General features: G+C 66.9%; 22 protein-coding genes. 10 read left to right on the top strand and 12 right to left on the bottom strand.

Annotated features, from left to right (window positions below; translation table 11 throughout):
• Nucleotides 1-47: 47 nt before the first annotated feature.
• The 6 genes from ASG25_RS04320 to ASG25_RS04345 all read left to right on the top strand — a co-directional run bounded on the left by ASG25_RS04320 (nt 48) and on the right by ASG25_RS04345 (nt 6,096).
• Nucleotides 48-818, top strand: a complete 771-nt coding sequence (locus ASG25_RS04320; RefSeq protein WP_062472144.1) for an SDR family oxidoreductase — start codon at nt 48-50, stop codon at nt 816-818.
• The gene (locus ASG25_RS04325) at nt 815-1,771 is read left to right on the top strand and encodes a 2-dehydro-3-deoxygalactonokinase (protein WP_244479308.1); all 957 of its coding nucleotides are present in this window, start codon (nt 815-817) and stop codon (nt 1,769-1,771) included. The genes ASG25_RS04320 and ASG25_RS04325 overlap by 4 nt, the downstream gene beginning before the upstream one ends.
• Before the next feature lie 82 nt (nt 1,772-1,853).
• The gene (locus tag ASG25_RS04330) at nt 1,854-2,537 is read left to right on the top strand and encodes a 2-dehydro-3-deoxy-6-phosphogalactonate aldolase (RefSeq protein WP_062469675.1); all 684 of its coding nucleotides are present in this window, start codon (nt 1,854-1,856) and stop codon (nt 2,535-2,537) included.
• Nucleotides 2,534-3,406 (top strand): SMP-30/gluconolactonase/LRE family protein, encoded by an 873-nt coding sequence (locus ASG25_RS04335; protein WP_062469678.1) that lies wholly within the window; start codon nt 2,534-2,536, stop codon nt 3,404-3,406. Before ASG25_RS04330 ends, ASG25_RS04335 begins: the two co-directional genes overlap by 4 nt.
• A 130-nt stretch (nt 3,407-3,536) precedes the next feature.
• The gene (locus tag ASG25_RS04340; protein WP_062469681.1) at nt 3,537-5,264 is read left to right on the top strand and encodes an IlvD/Edd family dehydratase; all 1,728 of its coding nucleotides are present in this window, start codon (nt 3,537-3,539) and stop codon (nt 5,262-5,264) included.
• A gap of 196 nt (nt 5,265-5,460) precedes the next feature.
• Nucleotides 5,461-6,096 carry a PRC-barrel domain-containing protein gene (locus ASG25_RS04345; protein WP_062469684.1) on the top strand — a complete coding sequence of 212 codons (636 nt, stop codon included), beginning with the start codon at nt 5,461-5,463 and terminating at the stop codon, nt 6,094-6,096.
• A gap of 123 nt (nt 6,097-6,219) precedes the next feature.
• On the opposite strand, the gene ASG25_RS04350 is transcribed toward ASG25_RS04345, so the two are convergent.
• Together ASG25_RS04350 and ASG25_RS04355 are read right to left on the bottom strand one after the other, a co-directional pair.
• Nucleotides 6,220-7,701 carry an EAL domain-containing protein gene (locus ASG25_RS04350; RefSeq protein WP_244479309.1) on the bottom strand — a complete coding sequence of 494 codons (1,482 nt, stop codon included), beginning with the start codon at nt 7,699-7,701 and terminating at the stop codon, nt 6,220-6,222.
• A 177-nt stretch (nt 7,702-7,878) separates the two neighbouring features.
• Complete coding sequence (locus ASG25_RS04355) at nt 7,879-9,684, bottom strand: response regulator (RefSeq protein WP_062469689.1); 1,806 nt, start codon at nt 9,682-9,684, stop codon at nt 7,879-7,881.
• Between the two features lie 517 nt (nt 9,685-10,201).
• Here ASG25_RS04355 and mutL point away from each other — a divergent pair.
• Both mutL and ASG25_RS04370 read left to right on the top strand, forming a co-directional pair.
• On the top strand, nt 10,202-12,133 hold the full coding sequence (mutL, locus tag ASG25_RS04365) for a DNA mismatch repair endonuclease MutL (protein WP_062469694.1): 1,932 nt from the start codon (nt 10,202-10,204) through the stop codon (nt 12,131-12,133).
• 199 nt (nt 12,134-12,332) lie between these two features.
• Complete coding sequence (locus ASG25_RS04370; RefSeq protein ID WP_062469707.1) at nt 12,333-12,608, top strand: DUF2093 domain-containing protein; 276 nt, start codon at nt 12,333-12,335, stop codon at nt 12,606-12,608.
• A 42-nt stretch (nt 12,609-12,650) separates the two neighbouring features.
• On the opposite strand, the gene lpxK is transcribed toward ASG25_RS04370, so the two are convergent.
• The 6 genes from lpxK to ASG25_RS04400 all read right to left on the bottom strand — a co-directional run bounded on the left by lpxK (nt 12,651) and on the right by ASG25_RS04400 (nt 18,706).
• Nucleotides 12,651-13,706 carry a tetraacyldisaccharide 4'-kinase gene (gene lpxK, locus ASG25_RS04375; RefSeq protein WP_062469713.1) on the bottom strand — a complete coding sequence of 352 codons (1,056 nt, stop codon included), beginning with the start codon at nt 13,704-13,706 and terminating at the stop codon, nt 12,651-12,653.
• Nucleotides 13,706-14,476, bottom strand: coding sequence for an HAD family hydrolase (locus ASG25_RS04380; RefSeq protein ID WP_062472161.1), 771 nt, complete (start codon nt 14,474-14,476; stop codon nt 13,706-13,708). The genes lpxK and ASG25_RS04380 overlap by 1 nt, the downstream gene beginning before the upstream one ends.
• 92 nt (nt 14,477-14,568) lie before the next feature.
• Nucleotides 14,569-15,882 carry a lipid IV(A) 3-deoxy-D-manno-octulosonic acid transferase gene (waaA, locus tag ASG25_RS04385; RefSeq protein ID WP_062469717.1) on the bottom strand — a complete coding sequence of 438 codons (1,314 nt, stop codon included), beginning with the start codon at nt 15,880-15,882 and terminating at the stop codon, nt 14,569-14,571.
• Nucleotides 15,883-16,048: 166 nt separating this feature from the next.
• Entirely contained in the window at nt 16,049-16,276 is a 228-nt protein-coding gene (locus ASG25_RS04390) for a DUF4170 domain-containing protein (RefSeq protein WP_062469721.1), read from the bottom strand.
• 78 nt (nt 16,277-16,354) lie between these two features.
• Entirely contained in the window at nt 16,355-17,170 is an 816-nt protein-coding gene (locus ASG25_RS04395; protein WP_062469724.1) for a 3'(2'),5'-bisphosphate nucleotidase CysQ, read from the bottom strand.
• Nucleotides 17,171-17,359: 189 nt separating this feature from the next.
• The gene (locus ASG25_RS04400) at nt 17,360-18,706 is read right to left on the bottom strand and encodes a TldD/PmbA family protein (RefSeq protein ID WP_062469727.1); all 1,347 of its coding nucleotides are present in this window, start codon (nt 18,704-18,706) and stop codon (nt 17,360-17,362) included.
• 201 nt (nt 18,707-18,907) lie between these two features.
• Here ASG25_RS04400 and ASG25_RS04405 point away from each other — a divergent pair, with 201 nt between their 5' ends.
• A complete protein-coding gene (locus tag ASG25_RS04405) occupies nt 18,908-20,740 on the top strand; it encodes a monovalent cation:proton antiporter-2 (CPA2) family protein (RefSeq protein ID WP_062469729.1) in 1,833 nt (610 codons plus the stop codon).
• Nucleotides 20,741-20,767: 27 nt separating this feature from the next.
• On the opposite strand, the gene ASG25_RS04410 is transcribed toward ASG25_RS04405, so the two are convergent.
• The 3 genes from ASG25_RS04410 to ASG25_RS04420 are packed head-to-tail and all read right to left on the bottom strand — an operon-like array spanning nt 20,768 to nt 24,362.
• On the bottom strand, nt 20,768-21,622 hold the full coding sequence (locus tag ASG25_RS04410; protein WP_062469732.1) for a patatin-like phospholipase family protein: 855 nt from the start codon (nt 21,620-21,622) through the stop codon (nt 20,768-20,770).
• 7 nt (nt 21,623-21,629) lie between these two features.
• On the bottom strand, nt 21,630-22,193 hold the full coding sequence (gene rsmD / locus ASG25_RS04415) for a 16S rRNA (guanine(966)-N(2))-methyltransferase RsmD (RefSeq protein ID WP_062469734.1): 564 nt from the start codon (nt 22,191-22,193) through the stop codon (nt 21,630-21,632).
• Between the two features lie 6 nt (nt 22,194-22,199).
• Nucleotides 22,200-24,362: a pseudouridine synthase gene (locus ASG25_RS04420; RefSeq protein ID WP_244479310.1), complete on the bottom strand. Its 2,163-nt coding sequence runs from the start codon at nt 24,360-24,362 to the stop codon at nt 22,200-22,202.
• A 70-nt stretch (nt 24,363-24,432) separates the two neighbouring features.
• Here ASG25_RS04420 and ASG25_RS04425 point away from each other — a divergent pair, with 70 nt between their 5' ends.
• Nucleotides 24,433-24,882, top strand: a complete 450-nt coding sequence (locus ASG25_RS04425) for a nucleoside deaminase (protein ID WP_062469737.1) — start codon at nt 24,433-24,435, stop codon at nt 24,880-24,882.
• A gap of 3 nt (nt 24,883-24,885) precedes the next feature.
• Here the strand turns inward: ASG25_RS04425 and ASG25_RS04430 are convergent, their stop codons facing one another.
• The gene (locus tag ASG25_RS04430) at nt 24,886-25,365 is read right to left on the bottom strand and encodes a GNAT family N-acetyltransferase (RefSeq protein WP_062469740.1); all 480 of its coding nucleotides are present in this window, start codon (nt 25,363-25,365) and stop codon (nt 24,886-24,888) included.

Genomic DNA, 25,365 nt, shown 5'->3' on the forward strand with positions numbered 1-25,365 from the left:
TGGAACAGCTATTTGGAATGACTGCCTGGAGGGAGGGCGTCGTCAGCATGCCCGGGCCTTCTGCAACCTTCTCGGATCTGGTCGATCGCGGCATTCTCATCACCGGTGGCGCCTCAGGTATCGGTGCGGCCCTTGTCGAAGCTTTCACGCGACAGGGCGCGAGGGTCGCATATATCGACAATGACGCATATATGGGCGCGGACGTTTCGCGGCGGCTCGCCGGGATCGGCCCGCATGCACCGCTCTTCATCGCGGCGGACCTTCGGGACGTCGCCGCCCTTCCGGCGCTGGTCGGTCGCGCGGCGGAGGCGCTCGGTGGGCTGAAGGTGCTGGTCAACAATGCGGCCCGCGACGACCGCCAAGATTTCGGCACGGTCACCGAGGCCGACTGGGACGGCAATCTCGCCATCAACCTCAAGCCGTTCTTCTTCATGAGCCAGGCGGCCGCCCCCTATCTCGCGGCCGGCGACGGCGGAGCGATCGTCAACTTTTCCTCGATTGCCTATCTTCTCAACATGGGCGAGGTTCCGGCCTATGCGACCGCCAAGGCCGGAATCATCGGCCTGACCAAGTCGCTCGCCGGCGCGCTCGGCCCCTCGGGCGTGCGGGTCAACGCGCTGCTGCCGGGCATGGTGGTGACCGAGCGGCAGAAGGCGCTGTGGCTGACGGACGAGACCATCGAGGCGATGCGCCGGCGACAGTGCATTCCCCAAACGCTTTTTGCCGACGACCTCGTCGGCCCCTGCCTGTTCCTGGCGTCCGACTGTTCGGCGCGAATGACGGCCCAGGCAATGATCATCGACGGAGGTGTCTTGTGACGACGACGACAAGCGATGCGGGCGTGGCCCGCTCCGCGGCAGGGGCCCGCTACGCGGCCGTGGATTGGGGAACCTCGAGTTTCCGGATCTGGCTGATCGGCGATACCGGCGAGATCCTGTCGGAACGCCGCAGCGCCGAGGGCATGACGACGGCGGCACAGACGGGCTTCTCCACGGTTCTGGAAGCGCATCTGGACGCGATGGGCGCCGACGCCACCTTGCCGGTCGTGATCTGCGGCATGGCCGGGGCGCGGCAGGGCTGGGTCGAGGCGGGCTATCTCGACACGCCGGCCGCCCTGTCGGAGATCGTTCGCCATGCCGTCGCGGTTCCCGATGCGGCGCGCGACATCCGCATCCTGCCGGGCCTTGCCCAGCGCGATGCCGCGATGCCCGACGTGATGCGCGGCGAGGAGACACAACTGCTCGGCAGCGTCGGCGCTCTGCCTGGAACGCGGCTCGTCTGCATGCCGGGCACGCACAGCAAGTGGGTGCGGGTGGCCGACGGCAAGGTCGAGCGGTTTTCGACCTTCATGAGCGGCGAACTGTTCGACGTCGTGTCGCGGCATTCGATCCTCAGCCATGCCGTCGCCGACGCGCAGGCTTTCGACGGCGCGCATCCGGCCTTCGGTGCGGCCGTCGCCGAGGCCATGGCCCATCCGGGCATGGCGACGAACCTCCTGTTCACCGTCCGCTCCGGCCAGTTGCTGCACGGACATGGCCCGACCGATGCCAAAGCCCGCCTCTCGGGCCTGATGATCGGCCTCGAAATCGCCGGTGCGACCACATTGACGGACGATGCCAAGGCGCCGATCAGCCTTGTCGCGTCCGGTCCCCTGGCCGGGCTCTACGCGCAGGCACTGGCGGCTGCCGGCCTGACGAGCGCGCGCATCGACGCCGACGAGGCCGTTCGCGGCGGACTGGCGGCGGCGGCACGTGCGCTCTGGCCCGCATAAGCGCCTTCATGTCACACGCCTCACGCCGTCCCCGGCCCCTCTCGCCGGCCATTTGCGCCAGCGCCTCCAGAAAGACGACACCATGACACGCGTTCCTTTTCCCACCATGAAATATCCGCTGATCGCCATCCTGCGCGGGCTGAAGCCCGAGGAAACCGAAGCGGCGATTGCGGCACTCGTCGAGGCCGAGTTCACGGCGATCGAAATTCCGCTGAACTCGCCGGATCCGTTCCGCTCGATCGAAATCGCCGTGAAGACGGCGCCTGCCCATTGCCTCATCGGGGCCGGCACCGTGCTGACGAAAGATCAGGTCGAGCGTCTGGAACAGGCGGGCGGGCGGCTGTTCGTCAGCCCGAACGTCGATGTGGACGTGATTGCGCATGCGGCGTCCAAGGGCATGGTGACCATGCCCGGCGTCTTCACGCCGACGGAAGCGCTGGCGGCGGCCGGGGCCGGTGCGACGGGACTGAAGTTCTTCCCGGCCAGCGTGCTCGGCGCGTCCGGCATTTCGGCCATTCGGGCCGTTCTGCCGACCGATCTGGAGATCGCGGCCGTCGGCGGCGTGTCGGAAAAGAATTTCGAGGAATATGCCAAGATCGGCATCAAGAGCTTCGGGCTGGGCTCCAGCATCTACAAGGTTGGCATGAGCGCCGCCGAAATCGGGGCCCGGGCCCGCATCACCACCAAGGCCTATGACGCCGTCTATGAAACAACGGGCTATGAAACAACGGGCCATGAAACAACGGGCTATGGAGCATCCGCATGACCGCCCCTGCAAAGATCGTCAGCGACAACCCCTCGGAACTCGGCGAAGGCCCGGTCTTCGACCCCTCCACCGGCACCGTCTGGTGGTTCAACATCGTCGGGCGCGAGCTTCATGGGCTTCACCTCGACAGCCAGGCCAAGAGCGTCCAGCCGCTGAATTTTCTCGCCAGCGTCATGGCGCTGGTGGACGGCGAGCGCCAGCTGATCGCCAGCGATCAGGGCCTCTTTTTGCGCGACGCCGAGACGGGTGCCTTCGAGAAGTATGGCGACCTCGAGGACAAGCCCGGCAACCGCACCAATGACGGCCGGGTGCACGCCTCGGGCGCGCTCTGGATCAGCACGATGGGCCGGAGCGCCGAGCAGAAGGCCGGCGCGATCTATCACGTCGCCAAGGGCAAGGTGACGCGCATCGTCGGCGACATCACGATCCCGAACGGGATCTGCTTCTCGCCGGACGGCCGCACCGGCTATTACTCGGACACGGGCCTCAACCGTTTCATGCGGGTGGCGCTCGATCCGGCGACGGGCCTGCCCACCGGCGAGCCCGTGCTGATGGTCGAGGAGCCCGAGGCCGAAGGCGGGTTCGACGGCGCGGTGTGCGATGCAGAAGGCCTGATCTGGGTCGCCCGCTGGGGTGCCTCCGCCATCGACGTCTATTCGCCCGACGGCAAGCGGGTGGCGCGGCACGCCGTGCCGGTGACGCAGCCGAGCTGCCCGGCCTTTGTCGGCCGCAGCGCCGATCGCCTGCTCTTCACCTCGGCGTGGCAGGGACTGGATGCTGCAGCCCGCTCGGCGGATGCGGATGCCGGCAAGACCTTCCTGCTCGACGTAGTGGTCAAGGGCCGCTTCGAACCGGTCTACGTGCTCTGATCGACGAAGGACGATCGCGCCCGGCGGGCGCCCTGCCGGGCATCGCGTGCAATCGTCGATTTACAGTCGGGACGACAAAAAGTAGGACAATTGGTCAGCGGCCGAAGCGCCGAGCCGAAGGGAGGCTTCCATGAGCGACGAGAAGAAACGGGAACTGAGAAGCCGCCACTGGTATGGCGGCACCGACAAGGACGGGTTCATCCACAGGTCGTGGATGAAGAACCAGGGCTTTCCGGACCATGCCTTCGACGGTCGTCCGATCATCGGCATCTGCAACACCTGGTCGGAACTGACGCCCTGCAACAGCCACCTGCGGATCCTGGCCGAGGGCGTGAAGCGCGGCGTCTGGGAGGCCGGCGGCTTCCCGGTCGAATTCCCGGTTTCCTCGCTCGGCGAGACCCAGATGCGGCCGACGGCCATGCTGTTCCGCAACCTTCTGGCCATGGACGTCGAGGAGGCGATCCGCGCCTACGGCATCGACGGCGTCGTGTTGCTCGGCGGCTGCGACAAGACCACGCCGGGCCAGCTGATGGGCGCGGCGTCTGTCGACCTGCCGACCATCGTCGTGTCCTCGGGCCCCATGCTGAACGGCAAGTGGCGCGGCAAGGATATCGGCTCCGGCACCGATGTGTGGAAATTCTCCGAAGACGTCCGCGCCGGCAAGATGAGCCTTGCGGAGTTCATGGCGGCGGAAAGCGGCATGTCACGCTCACCCGGCGTCTGCATGACGATGGGCACGGCCACCACCATGGCCTCGGTCGTGGAGGCCATGGGCCTGTCGCTGCCATTGAACGCCGCCCTGCCCGCCGTCGATGCGCGGCGCATGGCGCTCAGCCACATGACGGGCAAGCGGATCGTCGACATGGTGCATGAAGACCTGCGCCTGTCGAAGATCCTGACCAAGAAGAACTTCGAGAACGGCATCGTCGCGAACGCGGCCGTCGGTGGCTCGACCAATGCGGTCGTGCACCTCCTCGCCATTGCCGGACGCGCCGGCGTCGACCTGACGCTCGACGATTTCGACCGCGTCGGCGCGCAGGTCCCCTGCATTGTCAACTGCATGCCGTCGGGCAAGTACCTGATTGAGGACCTTGCCTATGCCGGCGGCCTGCCCGCCGTCATGAACCGCATCCAGGACATGCTGCACGCGGATGCGCCGACCGTCTACGGCTGTCCGATCTCGGACTATTACAAGGATGCCGAAGTCTTCAACGACGACGTCATCCGGCCGCTCGACAATCCGCTCCGCCAGGCCGGCGGCATCCGCATCCTGCGCGGCAACCTGTCGCCCAACGGGGCGGTGATCAAGCCCTCGGCCGCCAGCGAGCACCTGCTCGTGCACGAGGGTCCGGCCCACGTGTTCGAGACGATCGAGGACATGAAGGCGCAGATCGACGATCCCGATCTCGACGTTACGGAAGACACCATCCTCGTGCTGAAGGGCTGCGGTCCGAAGGGCTATCCCGGCATGGCAGAGGTCGGCAACATGCCGATCCCGCGGCGTCTGGTGGAAAAGGGCGTGCGCGACATGGTGCGCATCTCCGACGCGCGCATGTCCGGCACGGCGTTCGGCACCGTGGTGCTGCATGTCAGCCCCGAGGCCAATGCCGGCGGGCCGCTCGCCATCGTGAAGACGGGTGACCGGATCCGCCTCGACACGCTGAAGGGCGAGCTGAACCTGATGATCCCCGAGGCGGAATTTGCCGCGCGCATGGCCGCCTGGGTGGCGCCGGAGCCGCGGTGGACGCGCGGTTACTACAAGCTCTATCAGGACACGGTGCTGCAGGCGGACAAGGGCGCGGACCTCGACTTTCTGGTCGGCGGAAGCGGCAGCGAGGTCTTCCGCGAAAGCCACTGACGACTCGCTAAAGGGTCCGCACGCGGTCTTCAGACCGTCTGACACGACGTCCCGGCCTGCCGAAAGTTCCGCTTTCGGCAGGCCATTTTTTTTCGGAACCACTTTCCGGGACGGGCCGTTCTCTCAGCATCACCGGTGCGGCGTGATTGAACCCCGCGCCACGATCCGAGAAGAAACTGAATAGGAAGGTTACATCATGACCAACAAGCTCGTTACTTCCGTCGCCGCCGGCGCCCTCTTTGCCGGCATCGTTGCTTTCGCCCCGTTCGCCTCCGCCCAGGATGCCGCACAGCCGGCACCGGCCGCGCCGATGGCAACCGATCAGGCACCGGCCGCCAAGACCGCACCGATGGGCACGCAGGCCTCGTCGGGCGACTACATCACCGAGCAGGGCGCGGACCAGATTGCCGCCAGCACCTATCTCGGCCAGTCGGTCTACAATTCCTCGGATGAAAGCATCGGCGAAATCAACGATGTGATCTTCTCCAAGGACGGCTCCGTCGAAGCAGCCGTCATCGGCGTCGGTGGCTTCCTCGGCATCGGCGAAAAGAACGTTGCCGTGCCGCTCGACAAGGTCACGGTCGCCGAAGTCCCGAATTCCGACGACATCAAGCTGACCACGACGGAAACCGCCGACACGCTGAAGTCTGCGCCGGAGTTCAAGACGAAGGCCGCTCAGGTTGCCGAGCAGAACGCCGCAACGCCGGTTGACGGTTCGACCACCTCGTCGACCACCCCGGCCGGCAACAGCATGGCGCCCGCCGGCAACAACACGATGGCTCCGGCCGGTGGTGCTGCTCCGGCTGGCCAGCCGGCCACGACGAACAACTGATCCGCGCAGAACGGACGAGAAGCGGCGGTGCGAAAGCACCGCCGTTTTCGTTTGTAAGGTGGTTATCGTTCGTGATCTCGAGCTTCCGGCCACGACAGCATGTCCGGCCTTAGACCGCCGCGCTCAGATCGCGACCGGCCGCTTGGTTTCCGTATCGCGATAGCGCTCGCGCAAATAGCGCAGCGTGGCCGTGGCATCCGCCGGTTTTCCGTAGAAATAGCCTTGCCCCATGCCGCAGCCGAGTGCCTTGAGCTTCAACGCCTCGGCGAAATCCTCGATGCCTTCCGCCACGACCTCGAGCCCCAGGCCGTCGCACATCGTGACGATCGCCTTGATGATGTGCTCGGAAGCGCGATCGCTGACAATGCGGCAGACGAAGGACCGGTCGATCTTGACCTTGTCGAAGGTGAAATCCCGCAGGCGCCCGAGGCTGGATTGGCCCGTTCCGAAATCGTCCAGCGAGATGCGCACGCCTGCATCGCGCAGCTCCTTCACGATCTTCTGCGCCATATCGGCGTCGCTCATCATCGCCGTCTCGGTGATCTCGAGCTCCAGGCGACGCGGATCGAGGCCGACGCGATGGATGATGGCGAGCACGGTGCTGCTGGTCGCCAGGTCCATCAGCTGGGCGGACGACAGGTTGAACGAGAGGAACAGCTCCTTCGGCCAGAGCAATGCGGCCTCCGCCGCCTTGCGCAGCAGGGTCTCCGACAGGGCGTCGATGAATCCGCGTTCTTCGGCGAGCGGCACGAAGACGGCCGGCGAGACATAGCCAAGATCCCGGTCGCACCAGCGGGCCAAGGCTTCGAAGCCGACCACCATGTCGGTATCAAGGCTGACGATCGGCTGGAAATGCACGTCGATCTCGTCGGCAATGATGGCGTTGCGCAACGCCTGCTCCAGCTGCGTGGCGCGACGCATTTCCTGGGCGATTTCCAGGGAATAGACCGTGATCTGTCCGCGTCCGCGCCGTTTCGAGCGGTAAAGGGCGGTGTCGGCGCTTTTCAGTAGGTCGTCATAGGCCTCGCCGGCAAAGGGATAGACCGCGAAGCCGAACGAGGCGGAGAGACGCACGGTGCGCTCGGCCAGATCGAACGGGGCCTGCAGCACCTCCTTCAGCATATAACCGATACGCTCGGCGCCCTTGCGCTCGAAGATCAGCGGCAGAACGAAGGCGAATTCGTCATTGCCCATGCGGATGACCGTCGAGCCGTCGGGCATGCAGGCTTCCAGGCGGCGAGCGACCTGGCAGAGGATCTCGTTGCCCGCATCGTGCCCAAAGAGATCGTTGAGCGGCTTGAAGCCGTCGAGATTGGCAAGGCCGATGGTGAACGGCGCCGGGTCGGCGGCGCGTTCCGTCGCGATCGCCCGCACCGTTTCGCGCAGGCGGTTCGCATTGCCGAGCCCCGTCAGCGGGTCGATGAAGGCGAGCGCATGCAGATCGACCGGGTGTCGCGGATCGGCGGAATCATGGGGGACGACAGGGCTGTACTCCGCAGGCACATCGCCGGCGCGCGGAGACATGGCGGCATAAGGCCCCGGCCGGTTCTGCGGCGAAACCCGTGGCTGCCCCTTGCGGCGCGAAGCATTGTCGTCCTGATCCATCGCGGAGGTCCTGAACATTCCAGTCGGTACGCTGACCGCATGGACCATGGTGGCAGACCGTTAAAAAATTGCAACAGCCGGTATCCCTAATTCTCGTGAGACTTGCAGAGACGCAAATAAATCCGGAGATTAGGGACCTACGGATGCAGTATATCCGCGACTATCGTGTAAGGCGTATCAGCGATGCTGCCGATAGTCGGCACCGTCGGTCAGGTAGCGATTGCGCACGCGCTCGATCATGTCCGGACTGATCGGCTTGACGATGTGATCGTCCATGCCTGCGGCGCGCGCCTGCTCGAGATCGATGTCGAGAGCCTGCGTCGTGACCGCAACGATCGGCGTCCGGACAGACAGGCGCGCTTCGTGCGCCCGGATTGCGCGGGCAGCGTCGAAGCCGTTCATGACCGGCATCGACACGTCCATGAAGACGAGATGCGGGCGATACTGCTGCCAGAACCGCACCGCCTCTTCCCCATTCGCCGCTATCCGATAGGACAGGCCGAGACCGTCGAGGATCTGGGAGAAGACGATCTGGTTGATGTCGTTGTCCTCGGCGACGAGAACGTCGATGTCGGAGGTCGAGCGGCCGGCATCGGGCAGCACGATCTCCCAATCGGCCGGCGACTGCAGCAGCGCGGCCGGCGCCGCTGCCGCAAGCGTGGGGGCCGACTGCGCCGGGCCTGCCGCGAGCGCCTGCGAAACAGCCTCGACCAGGGTCGCGTCCGCCCAGGCCGGATCGAGAACGAGCGTCGAGGGGGAAGCGCCGCCAGATGTCGGGCCAGATGCCAGCATGGCCTCGATCTCCTGGAAGTCCGGGTGGAGGAGCACGAGGTCCAGCTCGAGCTTTGCCGCACGGATCGCGTCGAGGAAGGCCATGACCTCCGCCGTCGAGCGAAGGGCGCAGACCTCGTGGCCGCGGTCGGAGAGAAGCACGACGAGACGGGCCTCGCGGAAGATGTCGGGCGTGACCACGAGAATGCGGCCGGACACACCGGCAGTTTCGGCTTTCGCGGGCTCGGCCGGACGCACGCGATCGACCGGGGTCGCCTGCGCCGTCTGCGCAAGGACGTGCAGGTCCAGTGCGCGATAGGGATCATGGCAGTTCTGTGCCGGCTCGAACGCGCCATAATACTTCACGGCCAGGCTCCGCGACATCTCCGGGGAAACCTCGCCGTCTCCGAAACCGACGACCACATCGGTCACGTCGTTCATGCAGGTGACGAGAATGCCGCGCTGCGCATTGCCGACACGATACTTGCGCGTGACAACCCAGCAGTCCTCGCCGTTCGCCCGGACGATCTGTTCCGGCAGGCTGAACTCGCTGCCGGTTTCAAACACCATGCGATCGGATTTCTCGAATTTCTCGGCAAGATCCGGCTCGATGAAATCCCAGGCGGAGCGGCCGAGAATCTGGTCGGCCGTCATGCCGTGCAGGTCGCAGAAAGCCTTGTTGACGCCGATGTATTTCAGGCTGCGGTCTTTCACGCAGATCGGGTTGGGAAGGCCGTCGAGAATGCCTTCCGTCATCTCCGCCCGCTCCAGATCGAGCGCGAGCTGTTCTTCCTTCTTCTTGACCTCGGACACTTCGGTCAGCGAGACGACACAGAGGCCATTGGCAAGCCTACGCTTGCGCACGCTGATCCAGCGTTGCCGTGCAATGCGTTCGACCGCATCGTAGCGTTCGCGCCAGTGGAGAGAGACGCGCTCCGAAATCCATTCGTCGCGATTGATGCGGCGGTTGTTGCCGTCCGTCGTCGTCCCCGAGCGGACGCTAAGATCGAAGACCGCGCCCAGGAAATCGCGCAGCCGGGTGCCGCGCGCGAGAAACCTGTCCTCGATGGGATAGAACTGCTGAATGGGCCTGCTGGCAAAGATCAGTTCATCGTTGCGATCACAGACGAAAACCGCCAGACCGAGCGCATCCGTGACCGCTTCCAGCATGGCGTGCTGGACAGGTGCGCCAGATGACGCGACATCATTCATTCACGGCCTCACAGTCCTTGACGAGCATTTCGGGAACATGCCGACGTCACGGCCCTGACCGGGCGTGGCGTTTGTTCCGGATGCGCGCGGTCAGCATCGCGATCGCACCGGCGCAGCGATGGCCGACAAGCGGGCATGGCTGCGACATCTTTCGTCCAGGCATCAGGGCCGTGTTTGCCGGCAGCGCCGGTGCGGCAAGTCCCTTTGGCGTCGGCAACCGGCGTCGGATCGACGGCGCGTCTGCCTTGGTCCGGCACAGGATGCCACAGCCGGCTTAATGCACCCTTAACCCTGCGGAAAGGCGGGCCATGCCGCAAGGACGGCAAGCCCCGCTCGCCCGTGCGGCGTCGCTGTCCGCCGCATCCGCCGCATCTGCCGACAAAAGCCGACCTGGCTTGGCCCTTTCGAAGGGCAGTCCGGCGCCGGCGATCGAACGCGCGGGGGATATCCTGGCGATATCGGTGCAAGTCGGGCTCCCGGTCCTTGGCGGGACGGCTGGAATAACGGAGAATGCACCATGCCCATTGCTCTTCTTTCTGAAACGCTCATCAACCAGATCGCGGCCGGCGAGGTCATCGAGCGTCCTGCGAGCGCCGCCAAGGAACTGATCGAGAATGCGCTCGACGCCGGTGCGACCCGGATCGAGATCGCGACGGCCGGCGGCGGCAAGACGCTGCTGCGCGTCGTCGACAACGGCTGCGGCATGGGGCCGGACGATCTTACACTGGCCGTGCGCCGCCACTGCACCTCCAAGCTCGCCGGCGGCCTGTTCGACATCCGGACGCTCGGGTTTCGCGGCGAGGCGCTGCCCTCGATCGGCTCCGTCGCGCGGCTGACGATCGCAAGCCGCCCGAGCGGCAGCGACCATGGCGCCGAAATCGCCGTCCACGGCGGCGCGGTGCAGGCCGTGCGGCCGACGCCCGCCAATCACGGCACGGTGGTTGAGGTGCGCGACCTGTTCTTCGCCACCCCTGCCCGGCTGAAATTCATGAAGACCGAGCGGGCCGAAGCAGCCGCGATTTCCGAGGTGGTGCGGCGCATGGCGATCGCCTTTCCGGGCGTCCGCTTCCTGCTGTCGGGCCCGGACCGCACGACGCTCGAATTCGCCTCGACCGGCGACGACCGGCTGGAACGCATCGCCCAGGTGCTCGGCCGGGACTTCCGGGACAACGCCATCGAAATCGATGCCGAGCGCGACGGGGTGCGGCTGACCGGATTTGCCGGCGTTCCCACGTTCAACCGCGGCAATTCCCTGCAGCAATACGTGTTCGTCAACGGGCGGCCGGTCCAGGACAAGCTGATCTTCTCGGCTCTGCGCGGCGCTTATGCCGAAACCATTCCGCAGGGCCGTTTTCCCGTTGCCGTCCTGTCGATCTCCATCGACCCGGCGCTGGTGGACGTCAACGTGCATCCTGCGAAATCCGACGTGCGCTTCCGGGATCCCGGTCTCGTGCGCGGCCTGATCGTCGGGGCCATCCGGCAGGCCCTGGCGTCGGAAGGCGACCGCGCCTCGACTCTCGGGGCGCGCGGCTTCATGAACGCGTTCCGTCCGGAGCCCGGCCGCACGGGCCCGGCCTTCGGCTTCGGACCGCGATCTTCCGGGCACAGCGTCTCTGGCCAAGGTGGATCTGGGGGCCAAGCCGGATCGGGTGGATCGGGCGGGGGGTATGGATGGGGCGGCACCGCTGCACAGGCTCCCGCCGCACCCTGGGCCGCGGAGCGCTCACCCTATAGGCCTCTGGAGACAAGCGGGCGCGGCTTCGGAGAGGCGGCCCAGGCCGCGTTCACCGCATTCGCGCCGTCCGCACGGGTGGTCTCGGAGCCGGTGGACCTGGCGACGGGCGGCGCGGAGACCGCATCGGCGCACCATCCGCTCGGTGCGGCCCGAGCGCAACTCCACGAAAACTACATCGTTGCGCAGACGGGCGACGGGCTTGTCATCGTCGACCAGCATGCCGCGCATGAACGGCTCGTCTACGAGAACCTGCGCAAGGGTCTTTCGACAAAGGCGCTTCCGGCGCAGGCGCTGCTGATCCCCGATATCGTCGATCTCGCGGAAGACGACTGCGACCGGCTGATGACGCATGCGGAGGAACTGTCGCGGCTGGGGCTGACCATCGAGCGCTTCGGTCCGGGTGCCGTCGCCGTACGGGAGACGCCGGCCATGCTGGGCGAGATCGATGCGGCGGGCCTCATCCGGCAGCTGGCCGACGAGCTGGCGGAATGGGACACGGCCAACGGCCTTGCCGGCCGGCTGGAAGCGCTCGCGGCCACCATGGCCTGCCACGGCTCCGTGCGCTCCGGCCGCCGCCTCCGCCCCGAGGAGATGAACGCGCTCCTGCGCCAGATGGAGGCGACGCCCGGCTCCGGCCAGTGCAATCACGGGCGTCCGACCTATATCGAGATCAAGCTTTCCGATATCGAGCGCCTGTTCGGACGCAGCGGCTGACGGCACCGGCAGCCCGCTGGCGCATGACCGCTGGAAAAAGACGCAGCGAAGGTTTAGAGCGGCGCGACACGGGTGGCGGCACGGGGACGGGTCCGATCGGCTTGGCGCTATAGGGACCGAACGACTCGGGGCCAAATGACCCGGGGACCGAACGACCCAAGACCGAACGACCTACGGACCGAACAAGAGGGACACGACGATGAACCGGTATGAAGGCAGCGGCAACAGGCTTGCAAAGATCCGATATCTGGATGGCGATTTCAACGTCATCCTGCCGGGATCCTTCGTCATCTGTGCCGTGACCGGGCGCGAGATCCCGGTCGAGGAACTGCGCTACTGGAGCGTGGCGCGACAGGAGCCCTATATCGACGCGCAGGCGGCCTTCGATGCGGACAAGCGCGCGGGGATCCTGCCCGGACAGACGTCCGGCGTCGACAGCTTCGTCCTGCCGGATGGCGGTGCGGACGCCGTCTGACCGGGCGGGACGGCATTTACCAGACAGAATCAACGTACTTGGTCAGGCTCCGCTGCGGCGGAGCAGCCGACGCCGGGCGGCCGCCAGGGCGGCGTCGATCATCTTGTCGGGAGCTGCGGGATCGTCGAAGACGATGTCGACGTCGATGACGCGGACCTCGCGCGCGAGGTCGCCGACCCGGCTTCCCGGGTGGCCGGTGCCGTGGGATGTGTCCAGACGAACCCGATCCTTGGCCGTCGTCACCAGAAGCAGGCCGGAAGCGTCGGCATCGTCGAGAAGGCTGGCGATCTCGTCTTCGTCGAGGTGATGATGGTCCGGGAAATCCCGGCTAACGACGATCTCCGCCCCGGTCGCGCGGACCGTGCGGTAGAATTTCTCGGGATCGGCGATGCCGGCGAAGGCGAGCACGCGCCGGCCGCGCAGCGATCCGTCGTCCTCGTGCACGATGTCGGCCACGAACACGCCCTTGCCGGCCCGCGCGGCGGTTCGGACCACCGGGTCGGCGGCGCCATCCCGGCCGATCTTCAGGAGGGCGGAGGCATGACGCAGCTGCTGGGCCAGCGGCGCGCGCACGGGACCGGCCGGCACGAGATGGCCGTTGCCGATGCCGCGACGGCTGTCGATGACGAGGAGGGCGTAATCGAACACGAGGCGCGCGCTCTGAAAGCCGTCATCCATGATGATGAGATCGACCCCTTCCGCCACCAGCCGCTGCGCACCCTCGACACGCTTGCGGGAGATCACGGTGGCTGCGGCGCGGGCCAGCAGGAGCGGCTCGTCTCCCACCTCCAGCGCCCGGTGACGCTGGGGATCGACCAGCGTCGTCACGTCGAGCGAGCCGCCATAGCCACGGCTGAGAAAGCCGGGTTTGAGACCGCGGCCGCACGCGGCCCGTGCGATCGCGATGGCGGTCGGCGTCTTGCCGGCCCCGCCCACGGTAAAGTTTCCGACGCAAAGGACCGGCACGGGTGCGGCCCAGCGGCGCGCGCGGTCCATGCGGCGGCCCGCGATGCGGCCGTAGATCCAGCCGAGCGGGCTCAGCGCCCGGGCGGCCCAGCCGGACTTTTCCCACCAGAAGGGCGGCGCCTCGGAGACCATCAGGACGCCACATCCGGCAGGGCCACATCCTGGCCCGCCTCTGCCGAGCCGAGCCGGTCGAGAAGGGCGGCCAGTTCGGTGATATCGGCCAGGCAATGATCGCTGGCGGAGGCCAGCGACTGGCGCGAGCCGGTGCCCGTGAGCACCGCGACCGTCAGGCCAACGCCTGCGTTGCGTCCCATGTGCATGTCGTGATTGTTGTCGCCGACGACGACGACCTCATCGGGGATCAGGCCGGTTGCGGCGCAGAAGCCGTGCACCATGCCGGGTTCCGGCTTGACGCCGTAACCGCTGTCATAGCCCGCGACGTAATCGAGACAGTCGTCGAAGCCGAAACGCTCGGCCGTGCGGCGGATGGAAGCTTCGTTGTCGCTCGAGGCGACGCCGAGCTTGTATCCACGCGCGCGCAGCGCCGAAAACAGCGCGGACAGATCGGTCACCGGCACGGCAAAGGCTGCGGACCGGGAAAACAGATCGTCGAGAGCGACCGTCAGCGCCGCGGGCGTCCAGGGTGCGCCCGCGCCGACCATGCCCTCGGCGATCTCGGCCGTATTTCCGGCGGCCAGCAGGCTGTCGGGGGTCACCACGCCGGTGTCCGGATCCATGCCGGCGGCGCGCAGCAGCGCCGCCCCCAGATCCGCATCGTCGCGCGCGGCGATGCGGGCGATCTCGTAATTGACCGGAACCCAGCTCCGCGCATAGTCGAGCAGCGTCCCATCCTTGTCGAAGAGGATGCCGGCGATCTGTATCGGATGCGGTGCCTTGACCATCTCAGCGGTCTCTCCGGTGATTTCGAACGGGCCAGGGGGGGCCTGCGGATGTTCGGTCATGCTGCGATCCGGACGCGCGAGACCGGCATGGTTCAGGCGTCGTCGCGCGGCAACAGACGGGCTTTCACCGTCAGCGGATTGATGTAGGGCTCCAGCCCGCGGATGGTTGCCGACAGGGCTCCGCGCATGTCGTGCACGGCCTCCTGGCCGGCCTCGATCATCTTGCGGCGGACCTCGTCATTGGTCAGGAGATAGTGCACGCCCTTGGCCAGCATCTCGGGATCGCGCACGATCTTGGCGCTGCCGTTCTTGGCCAGTGCCTGATAGGTCTCGCGGAAATTCTGGACATTACCACCCGAAAGGATGGCGCAGCCGAGCATGGCCGGCTCGATCGGGTTCTGCCCGCCCTCGCCGAAGAGCGACCGGCCGACGAAGGCGACATCGGTGAGGCGGAGATAAAGGCCCATTTCGCCGACGGTATCGCCGAGCAGGATATCGGTCTCCGGCGTCACCGGATCATTGCGGGTGCGGCGCGCGACCGTGAGCCCCTTGCCGACCAGCATCGCCTCGATTGCATCGCAGCGCTCGGGATGCCGGGGCACGATGATCGTCAGGAGCGCGTTGCGTTCCTTGAGCGCCAGATGCACCGAGCCGGCCGCCGCCTCCTCCCCTTCGAAGGTGGAGATCGCCGCCCAGGTCTTCCGGTCCTCGATCTGATGGCGATACTGGCGCAGCACCCCGCCGTCGACCGGCGGCGCATCGGTATCGACCTTGAGATTGCCGGAGACCATGACCGGCAGAGCACCGAGCGTGCTGAATCGCTCCGCATCGGCCTCGGACTGGGCGATCACGAGCGCGAGATTTTCGAAGATGGCGTCAGCGAGGTTCGGTCGCTTCTTCCAGCGCGCGAAGCTGCGGTCGGACAGGCGGCCATTGACGAGGATCTGCGGAATGTGACGCTTGCCGAGCTCCATGATGGTCATCGGCCAGATCTCGCTCTCGGCGATGATGGCGAGGTCCGGCTCCCAGTAGTCGAGGAAGCGGGAGACGGCCGGCTTGAAATCGAGCGGCACATACTGGTGGATGGCGATATCGCCCAGCCGCTCGGCGACGACGCGGGCCGACGTGGTGGTGCCGCTCGTCAGCACGACGGCGATGCCGCGGCGATGGATTTCCTTGATGAGCGGCACGACGGAAACAGTCTCGCCGACGCTTGCCGCATGAAACCAGACGAGCGGTCCCTGGGGACGGGCGGCACTGGGAAAGCCGTAGCGTTCCTGCCGGCGTGCACGGTCTTCCTTGCCGCGCGCGGCGCGGAGGGCAAGATACGACCAGACAAGCGGATAGACCGCCGTTCCGACCCAGCGATACCCCGACAGTGCCATGCGCGCGAAGAGGCGCGTCATCGGGCGCAGCCCCGGAAACCGTGATCGTCTGCGGACAGCATGAGATGAAGATCGGCGGGCGGCGCGTCAGCCAGGTCCGCAGCGCCGGCGCCACGCCGGCCGGCCGGGGCCGGACGGGCGGAACGCGACGGCCCGGACATGCGCATGCCGCATCCGCCTCCAAGCATCAGAGCTGGCCTGGGTCGAGCAGGCGGTGCAGGTGCACGATGAAATAGCGCATATGCGCATTGTCGACCGTTGCCTGGGCCTTGCCGCGCCACGCCAGCAGCGCGCTCTCGTAGTTCGGGAAGATGCCGACCACGTCGAGCTTGTCGAGATCGCGAAATTCGACGCCTGTGAGCGTCTTCAGTTCGCCACCGAAGACCATGTGCAGCAGCTGCTTGTTTTCCGTCATTTTTGCCTCTTTTCGTCTGACGTCTTTGTCTTGTCGCGCGCCTATCGCCTGGTGATGTGCGGCATCCCGCCGCAAAGGTCAATGCCCGTGCAGGCCGGCCGCCGCGTCCAGAAGCGCCGGCAGAGCCGGCCGTGCGGCGGCGCATAGAACCTCGTGGCGCACGCTTGGCCGGTTGTAGATGAGGGGCCGGCCGTCCAACCCCGCAAGCACGCCGCCGGCCTGCTGCAGGATCAGATCCGCCGCGGCGAGATCCCAGTCATGCGCATTGCGCTTGACCACGGTTCCGTCGATCCGGCCGTCGGCGATCATCGCGATGCGGTAGGCAAGCGAGGGAACGTGGGAGACGCGCCCGACATCATGGCCATAGCCGGCCTTGAGCTTCGGCAGCAGGTCCTCGGCGATGGCGAACCGCGGGGGCTGGCCGGCGACCGGCTGGGCGACGCGGATGGTCACGCCGTTGCGCCGGGCCTCGACGCCCTCCTTGGCCTGATAGAGCTCGATGAGGGCCGGCGCATAGAGGACGCCCGCGACCGGACGGCCCTTGTGGACCACGGCGACGCTGACGCACCAGACGTCCTTGCCGGCGATGAACCCCCGCGTCCCGTCGATCGGATCGACCACGAACACGGTGTCGCAGCCGAGCCGCGCCTCGTCATCATCCGTCTCCTCCGACAGCCAGCCATAATTGGGCCGGCCCGACAGCAGACGTTCCTTCAGGATGTCGTTGGCCGCATAGTCCGCCTCGCTGACAGGCGAGCGGTCCTCATGCTTGTAGCGGACGTCCGGGTTCTTGCGGAAATAGGTCAGGGCCTTCTCGCCGGCGGCCATCGCTGCCGTTGTGATCAGCTCCAGGTCCCTGGTCCACTGATCCGGCGGATGATGGTCGGCGTTCATGGTGGTCCTTTCCGAATGGTCGTACCGCGCGGCATCCTGCGCTCCGGACCGCATCCGCGGTCTGACAGGCGAAGTGCGGCCAAAACATGGTGGCGGCTAGGCAATCCCCGCGTTTTCCGGGACGCGCCGGCCGTCATCGACAATGTGGGGCCAAAACCGGACAGGAGGAGACCGGACCGGCGCGTGGCGTTACTTCCCCGCCAGCGTCATGCCCTCGATGGCGATCGTCGGCGCAGCGACGGAATAGCTGCGGTCGATGTCGTTCGCCAATGTCAGGGCCATGAACATCTGCTTGAGGTTCGAGGCGATCGTCACCTCGGACACGGGAAACGCGATCTCGCCGTTCTCGATCCAGTAGCCCGAGGCGCCGCGGGAATATTCCCCCGTCAACATGTTGACGCCGTGGCCGATGAGTTCGGTGACGTAGAAGCCGGTGCCGACGCTGCGGATGAGATCCTCGCGCGAGATGTCGCCCGGTTCCAGCGCGAAATTGGTCGATGACGGATTGACCGCCGTGCCGCTGCGCGCACCGCGACCATTGGTCTGGAGGCCGAGCTCGCGGGCCGTGGCGGTGGAGAGGAACCAGTTTTTCAGAACCCCGTCCTCGATCATCGTCATCTTCTGCCCCGTCACGCCCTCGCCGTCGAAGGGGCGCGAGCCGGAGCCGCGCGGGATCAGCGGATCGTCGGTCAGGTTGATGCCGGCCTTCAGGATGCGCTCGCCCATCTTGTCGCGCAGGAAAGTGGTCTTGCGGGCGACGGCTGCGCCGTTGATGGCACCGGCGATGTGGCCGGCAAAACCGCGCGACACCCGCGGATCGAAGACGACCGTGACGTTCTTCTGCGTCTCGACCTGACGCGGATTGACACGGGCGGCAGCCCGCTCGCCGGCATGCCGGCCGATGTCGGCCGCGCCGCGCAGATCGGCAAGGAACAGGGCGCTGTCAAAGTCGTAGTCGCGCTCCATCCGCGTGCCCTCGCCTGCGATGGCGCTGACGGACAGGCTGAAGCGGGTGCCCATATAGGCGCCGGAGAAGCCGCCGGAGGTGACGAGCACGAGGCCGCCCATGCCGGTCGAACCGCCGGCACCACTGGTCTTGGTGACGCCCGGCACGGCCAGGGCCGCAGCTTCTGCCGCGAGCGCGCGTTCGGTCAGCTCCTCCGTGGAGATCTCGCTCGGGTCGAACAGGTCGAGATCCGGGACGTCGCGGGCGATGTGCGCCTCGTCGGCAAGCGTGGCATAGGGATCTTCGGGCGAGGCCTTGGCCATGGCGACGGCCCGTTCGGCCAGCACCTTGAGGTCGAAGCCCGGATTGGCGGAGACGCTGGCGACCCGGCGGCCGACGAAGACGCGCAACGAAAAGTCGTCGCTTTCGGAACTGTCGGTGGCCTCCACCTTGCCCAGGCGCACCGACACGGAGCGCGAACGCCCCCGCAGCACGACGGCGTCGGCCTGATCGGCTCCCGCCTTTCTCGCAAGGTCCACGAGCTCGGCGGCCCGCTTTTCGAGTGCGGCGGAATCAATCGTCTGGGGCATGAACTGGCCTTTCCTTCGCGTCCCATTTATTGTGCACTGGCCCGGGCATCAAGGGCGCGGCGCGATTCTCCCCGTGAAGCGCGCCTTATTTCCGTCTTGCCGGCCGGGAAGAACGCCATCCTGCAGATAGCCTTCGATCGAAGGTGGGCCTGATCCGTTGCGCCCGCGCGGAAAACGGCCAAGGTTGAGGATACCGTCCACATGTCGACAACACCCGTCCTGACCTCCCAGGCGCTTCTGCTGCTCGGTGGCGCCGTGGTGGCCGCTCCCCTTTTCAAGAAGCTCGGACTGGGGACCGTGCTCGGCTATCTCGCCGCCGGCGTTATCATCGGCCCGGTGTTTCACCAGATCAGCGACGGGGAAGCCATTCTCGGCTTTGCCGAACTCGGCGTCGTCTTCCTCCTGTTCGTGATCGGGCTGGAGCTGAAGATGTCGCGGCTGTGGGCCATGCGCCGGGATATCTTCGGGCTCGGTTCGGCGCAGGTGCTGGTGACCGGCGGACTGCTCTCCCTGACCATCTTTGCATTCGGCCTGCTCGACGCCGGCGGCAGTCTCATCGCCGGCTTCGGTCTCGCGCTTTCCTCGACCGCCTTCGCGCTGCAGATCCTCGACGAGAAGGGCGACACGAATACGCGCTACGGCCAGCGGGCCTTCTCGATACTCCTCTTGCAGGATCTCGCGATCGTGCCCCTGCTGGCCCTGATCCCGCTGCTGGCGCTACAGGCGCCGGAGGACACCACGCCGCCGATCGAGGATTTTTCGGTCGCGCTCGGCGCGATCCTCGTGATGGTGCTGGCCGGGCGTTACCTGATCAACCCGCTGTTCCGCATTCTCGCCCGCACCGGCGCGCGCGAGATCATGATCGCCGCAGCGCTGCTGATCGTCCTCGGCGCGGCGACGCTGATGCAGATGGCGCAGCTTTCCATGGCGATGGGCGCCTTTCTCGCTGGCGTGCTCCTTGCGGAATCGAGCTACCGGCATGAGCTGGAAGCCGATATCGAGCCGTTTCGCGGCCTGCTTCTGGCCCTGTTTTTCATGGCGGTCGGCCTGTCGCTGCAGATCGACGTGATCTTTTCCAACTGGCACGTGGTGCTGATCGCGGTGCCCCTGCTGGTGATTATCAAGGCCGTCAGTCTGTACGCCGTCAGCCGGCTGTTCGGCTCCCCCCACAACGAGGCGGTGCGCATCGCGCTTCTCCTGCCGCAGGGCGGCGAGTTCGGCTTCGTGCTTTTCAGCGCCGCCGCCGCGGCCGGCGTGTTTCCGGCCGCAACCGGTTCTCTCCTCGTGGTCATCGTCACGCTGTCCATGGCGCTGACGCCCGCCGCCTCCGCCCTGTCGCGCTTTCTGGTGCGGGACGACGAGGAAGAAGCAGAAGACGAGATGGAGGAGGATTTCGAGGGCGCCGGCGCCGACGTGCTGATGATCGGCTTTTCCCGCTTCGGGCAGATCGCCGCGCAGATCCTGCTGGCCGGCGGACGCGACGTCACGATCATCGACCATTCCGCCGCCCGCGTGGAGCAGGCGTCGACCTTCGGCTTCCGGATCTACTTCGGTGACGGCACGCGCCTCGACGTGTTGCGGGCCGCCGGCATCGAGCGAGCAAAGATCGTGGCGATCTGCACGCACCGGAAGGAGATCACGGACCGGATCGTCGATCTCGTCCAGTCGGAATTTCCCAATGCCCGCATCTTCGCGCGCTCCTACGACCGGCAGCATACGCTGCAGTTGCGCGCGCGCGGCGTTGATTACGAACTGCGGGAAACGCTGGAATCCGGCCTGCTGTTCGGCCAGCGCACGCTGGAAAACCTGGGCGTGCCGGATGCGCAAGCGATCGCGATCACCACGGACATTCGCCGGCGCGACGAGGCGCGGCTCGAGGTGCAGGCCGTCGAGGGGCCGTCGGCCGGCCGGGACATGCTGCATTTCCGCCCGGTCAAGCCCGAGCCGCTGATGAAGCCGAAGCGCGAACCGTCCGCGCCGCTCGGGCCGGACGAGGAAATCGCCGCGGACGAACGGGCGCACGTGGCGAAATAGCCGCGACCGACCGGACGCATGACCGGCTCATGCCGAGAGAAGTCGGTCGAGCTGTCTCTTGACCTCATCCTTGACGCCGGCGCTCATGGCCAACACCTCCTGCGCGCGCAGAAAATCCATGACGCGGATGCGACCGACCGTCGGCCGCACGAGAAGATCGGGCGGGCGAGCGGTCATCTTCATCGCGATGATCGTCTGCATCATCAGCTGGCTGGCGCCGAACATGGCATCCATCCGCGACGGCAGTGTCGTGCCGTCGCCCTCGGGCCCGCCGACGACATCGACGGCGAGGACGATGTCGGCCAGACCGTGGAGATGGTCGAAGGGGACCGGATTGACGAAGCCGCCGTCGATCATGACCCGTCCGCCGAGGCGAACCGGCTGGAACATGCCGGGAAGAGCGGCAGACGCCGCGATGGCGGTGCGCAGGTCGCCCGTTTCCAGCACCCTCTCCCCCTGTGCGTAGTAATCCGTGGCAATCACCTTGAGCGGAATGGACAGCGCCTCGAAGCTCTCTGGAATGGCCTCCGGCAGGAAGGCGGACAGCACGCGTTCGAGATTGAACGGGCCGAAGCGCAGGCTGCCGCCGATCGCCTGCAGGGTCGAGGGCCGCAGGCGCCAGAGGCGGTTGGCGATCTCCGTGCGCCGGCCGACCGTGGACAGCGCAAACTCACGGATCTCATGTCCGCGCATGCCCGCCGCCATGCCGGCGCCCATAATCGCGCCGATGGAGGTGCCGGCAATGACGCACGGGCGGATTCCGAGTTCGTCCAGCGCCTCGATGACAGGGATATGGGCCAGGCCCCGTGCACCACCGCCGCCGAGCGCGAGAGCGACCGTAGGACAGCGCGATCCGGGCGAAACGGGTGGCGTCGCCGACATGGCCGGGTCAGCCGCGCGTGCGGTAGCGGTAGAAATGCATGCGGGTATCGCCGAACTGCCGGATATCGAGCGGCTCGAAATCGGGGCCGGGCATCGGCGTCACGTCGGCGCGCTCCTCGAGGATGACGAGGGCATCGGGCAGGATCCAGCCGCCAGCCGCGGCCGCGGCCATTGCCCGCTCGCCGAGCCCCTTGCCATAGGGCGGATCGGCAAAGACCAGCTGGAACGGTTCGACGGTGCCCACCGTGCCGAGGTCGGTCGCGTCGCGTCGATAGATCTTGGCGCGACCCGTCAGGCCGAGCGTCTCGATATTGGTGCGCAGCAAGCCCCTGCCCTCCGCGCTGTTTTCGACGAACAGCGCCTGCCGGCAGCCGCGCGACAGGGCTTCGAGCCCGACCGCGCCCGTCCCGGCAAAGAGATCGAGGATCCGGGTCTCCGCGAGCTTTTCCGGATAGGCATGGCTGAGAATGTTGAACAGGCTTTCCCGCGTCCGGTCGGATGTCGGCCGGATCTCCGCCGTTGCCGGGCTCGCCAGAGCCCGGCCGCGAAACGCGCCACCCACGATGCGCACCGGCGACTACTTCCCGCCGCGCGGCTTGTTGCCGCCAGTCTTGCCACCAAAGGACGGCTTGCCACCAAAGGACGGCTTGCCACCGAAGGAGGGCTTGCCGAAGGATTTTCCGGCTGGACGATCGCCGAAGCTCTTCTTGTCGCCAAAGCTCTTCTTGGCGCCGAAGGAGCGCTCGCCATCGGGGCGGTCGTCCCGCGGCTTGCGGTCGCCGAAGCTCTTGCCGTCACGCGGGGCGCGATCACCGCGATCGCCGCCGTCGCGCGACTTGAAGCCGCCGCGTTCCTCGCGGACCGGAGGCTCGCTGGCCTTGATCCAGTCGCGATCGTCCTTGTCGCGCTCGACGATGACGCGCGGACCCGTGTCGGGCCGGGCAAAACCGGACCCGGCGCCCTTGCGGTCGGGGTCGAAGCGATGCTTGCCGGCGATCGCCTGACCATCCTTGGTCCGGCCGTAGCGCTTGACCTTGGGCGCGCCTTCCGGACGCTCGCGACGCACCGGCTTTTCGGCCTGAGCAGCCTCGGAGCCGGCCTTCTTTTCGGCGATGGGACGGGCGCCGGGCGCCATCCAGACATTGGCCTTGCGGGGACGGCCGACCTGCTCGCGCTTCGGACGATCGTCACCCCGCGCCGCAGGCGCGCTGTCGCGACCGCCACGCTTGTTGTTGTCGGCCGGGCGCGTGTCGAGGCGTCCGCGCAGGCGCTCATTGCGGTCTGCAGCCTTTTCGCGGAAGGCCGGCTTCTCGTAGCCGCCCTGCCCCCGGTCGCCGGACCGGTCGTGATCCCGATCGCCGCTCCGGTCGGTCGCAACCAGCGGCCCCTCGTCGTCGGCATCCGGATTGTTGAACAGCGGCGCGTCGAAATTGGCCTTGGCATCCTCGATGAGGCGCGGGCCGAGCTGGTCGCGCAGCGTGCGGCCCCGAATCTCCTGGGCCGCGCCCTCCGGCAGTTCGCCGAGCTGGAACGGGCCGTAGGAGATGCGGATCAGGCGGTTGACGTCGAGGCCGAGCGCGCCGAGCACGTTCTTGATCTCGCGGTTCTTGCCTTCGCGCAGACCCATGGTGATCCAGACATTGGCGCCCTGAACCTTGTCGAGCGTCGCATCGATCGCCCCGTAGAGCACGCCGTCGACGGCAATGCCGTCCTTCAACTTGTCGAGATCAGCCTGTTCGATCTTGCCATGGGCGCGGACACGGTAGCGCCGCAGCCAGCCGGTGGCCGGCAATTCCAGCACGCGGGCGAGACCGCCGTCATTGGTCAGCAGAAGCAGACCCTCGGTGTTGATATCCAGACGGCCGATGGAGAGCACGCGGGGCAGCTCTTCCGGCAAGCGGTCGAACACCGTCGGCCGACCTTCCGGATCCGAATTCGTGGTCACCAGGCCGGTCGGCTTGTGGTAGAGCCAGAGGCGCGTGCGCTCGATGCCACGGATCGGCTGGCCGTCGACCTCGATCTTGTCGGACAGCGTGACGTTGACAACCGGCGTTTCCAGCTTGGTTCCGTTGACGCTGACCCGGCCTTCCATGATCATCCGCTCGATATCGCGGCGCGAGGCGATGCCGGCGCGCGCGAGGATCTTGGAGATGCGCTGCGGAGCCTCGTCGGACACGGCGGTCGCGGCGACAGCGCGTGCGCGGGCCGGACGATCATCACCGGCCCGATCGGCCGTGCGGTCACCGCGCGGCTTGTCGAACTTAGGTTTGTCGAATTTCGGCTTGTCGAATTTCGGCTTTTCCCCGCGGGCCTTATCGAAGCTGGGCCTGTCGGCACGCGGTTTGTCGGCACGCGGTTTGTCGGTTCGTGGCTGTTCACCCCATGGCTTATCGGAAAGGGGCTTGTCGAAACGGGGCCTTTCGGAGCGGGCCTCGGCGCCGCGGAAACCCTCGGACGACGGGCGGTCTGCGGTGCGGGTCTCGTCCGTCGCCGCGGCATCGCGCTTGGCGAAGGCAGGCTTGCCGCGCTGGGGACCGCCGGTCTTGCCGAAAGCAGGCTTGCCAAACGCGGGCTTACCACCCTTGTCGAAAGGCTTCTTATCGCCGGCCTTCTGGTCGAACGGCTTCTTGCCGAATTTCGGCTTGCCGTCGGCTGCCGCTCCGCGCGGCGCCCGGTCGGTCGTCTTGCCGCCGCTTGCGGGCTTGCCGCGCGGCCGCTGGGGCTTGTCATTGGATGTCATTTGTGTTGCCTGCCTTTTCAGGCTCTCCTATCAGGTCGGAGCCGATGGGTTAAGAGAAATAATGACGCGAATGGCCGCATCACCGGGCTTCATGGATCTGGCGCTGGCAGAGGCGCGGGCGGCAGAGGCCCGCGGCGAGGTGCCGATCGGCGCGGTGGTCGTGCTGGACGGCACCGTGATCGGGGCGGGCGGCAACCGGACGCGGGAGCGCCGCGACGTGACCGCCCATGCGGAGATCGAGGCGATCCGCGCGGCCTGCCGGTCCGTCGAGGCGGAACGTCTGACCGGTGCGGACCTCTATGTGACGCTCGAACCCTGTGCCATGTGCGCCGCCGCGATCTCCTTCGCCCGCATTCGCCGGCTCTATTACGGCGCGCCGGACCCGAAGGGCGGCGGCGTGGAGCATGGCGGGCGCTTCTATGCGCAACCGACCTGCCATCATGCGCCCGACGTCTATTCGGGCCTGGGCGAGACGGAGGCGGCGGCCCTGCTGCGCGCCTTCTTCACGGCGCGGCGGTAGGCTTCAGCCGGCGGCGAATGCCTGCAGGGCATCGCCCGCCAGACGGTAACGGGTCCAGCCGTCCATCGGCTCGGCCCCGATGGCGCGATAGGCGCGGATGGCCGGTTCGTTCCAGTCGAGCACGCTCCATTCGAAGCGGCCGCAGTTCTTTTCAACGGCAATGCGTGCCAGGTGCCGCAACAGGCTGCGGCCGGCGCCGGTGCCGCGGGCCTCCGGCGTGACGTAGAGATCTTCGAGGTAGAGCCCGTTGCGGGCCTGCCAGGTGGAGTAGCTCAAGAACCAGACGGCAAAACCGATGGGGGCACCGTCCCGCTCGCAGATGACGGCGCGGGAAACGCTGTCCGGGCCGAACAGCGCCTGCGCGGTGCTGTCCACCGTCGCTTCCACCTCATGTTCCAGTTTTTCGTAGGCCGCCAGTTCGCGCACGAAGCGTAGGATGATGGCGGCGTCCTCGACGGTCGCCTCGCGGATCGTGACGCTCAT

Source organism: Rhizobium sp. Leaf384 (assembly GCF_001424065.1).
Taxonomy (GTDB): Bacteria; Pseudomonadota; Alphaproteobacteria; order Rhizobiales; family Rhizobiaceae; genus Ferranicluibacter.

Coding starts and splice junctions, on each gene's coding strand:
- ASG25_RS04400 (WP_062469727.1), bottom strand. CDS start 18,706: ATGCCCCAGACGATTGATTCCGCCGCACTCGAAAAGCGGGCCGCCGAG.
- ASG25_RS04350 (WP_244479309.1), bottom strand. CDS start 7,701: ATGGATCAGGACGACAATGCTTCGCGCCGCAAGGGGCAGCCACGGGTT.
- mutL (WP_062469694.1), top strand. CDS start 10,202: ATGCCCATTGCTCTTCTTTCTGAAACGCTCATCAACCAGATCGCGGCC.
- ASG25_RS04405 (WP_062469729.1), top strand. CDS start 18,908: ATGTCGACAACACCCGTCCTGACCTCCCAGGCGCTTCTGCTGCTCGGT.
- ASG25_RS04420 (WP_244479310.1), bottom strand. CDS start 24,362: ATGACATCCAATGACAAGCCCCAGCGGCCGCGCGGCAAGCCCGCAAGC.
- ASG25_RS04430 (WP_062469740.1), bottom strand. CDS start 25,365: ATGAGCGTCACGATCCGCGAGGCGACCGTCGAGGACGCCGCCATCATC.
- ASG25_RS04395 (WP_062469724.1), bottom strand. CDS start 17,170: ATGAACGCCGACCATCATCCGCCGGATCAGTGGACCAGGGACCTGGAG.
- ASG25_RS04410 (WP_062469732.1), bottom strand. CDS start 21,622: ATGTCGGCGACGCCACCCGTTTCGCCCGGATCGCGCTGTCCTACGGTC.
- lpxK (WP_062469713.1), bottom strand. CDS start 13,706: ATGGTCTCCGAGGCGCCGCCCTTCTGGTGGGAAAAGTCCGGCTGGGCC.
- ASG25_RS04340 (WP_062469681.1), top strand. CDS start 3,537: ATGAGCGACGAGAAGAAACGGGAACTGAGAAGCCGCCACTGGTATGGC.
- ASG25_RS04355 (WP_062469689.1), bottom strand. CDS start 9,684: ATGAATGATGTCGCGTCATCTGGCGCACCTGTCCAGCACGCCATGCTG.
- ASG25_RS04370 (WP_062469707.1), top strand. CDS start 12,333: ATGAACCGGTATGAAGGCAGCGGCAACAGGCTTGCAAAGATCCGATAT.
- ASG25_RS04330 (WP_062469675.1), top strand. CDS start 1,854: ATGACACGCGTTCCTTTTCCCACCATGAAATATCCGCTGATCGCCATC.
- ASG25_RS04320 (WP_062472144.1), top strand. CDS start 48: ATGCCCGGGCCTTCTGCAACCTTCTCGGATCTGGTCGATCGCGGCATT.
- ASG25_RS04425 (WP_062469737.1), top strand. CDS start 24,433: ATGGCCGCATCACCGGGCTTCATGGATCTGGCGCTGGCAGAGGCGCGG.
- ASG25_RS04345 (WP_062469684.1), top strand. CDS start 5,461: ATGACCAACAAGCTCGTTACTTCCGTCGCCGCCGGCGCCCTCTTTGCC.
- ASG25_RS04390 (WP_062469721.1), bottom strand. CDS start 16,276: ATGACGGAAAACAAGCAGCTGCTGCACATGGTCTTCGGTGGCGAACTG.
- ASG25_RS04380 (WP_062472161.1), bottom strand. CDS start 14,476: ATGGTCAAGGCACCGCATCCGATACAGATCGCCGGCATCCTCTTCGAC.
- ASG25_RS04335 (WP_062469678.1), top strand. CDS start 2,534: ATGACCGCCCCTGCAAAGATCGTCAGCGACAACCCCTCGGAACTCGGC.
- waaA (WP_062469717.1), bottom strand. CDS start 15,882: ATGACGCGCCTCTTCGCGCGCATGGCACTGTCGGGGTATCGCTGGGTC.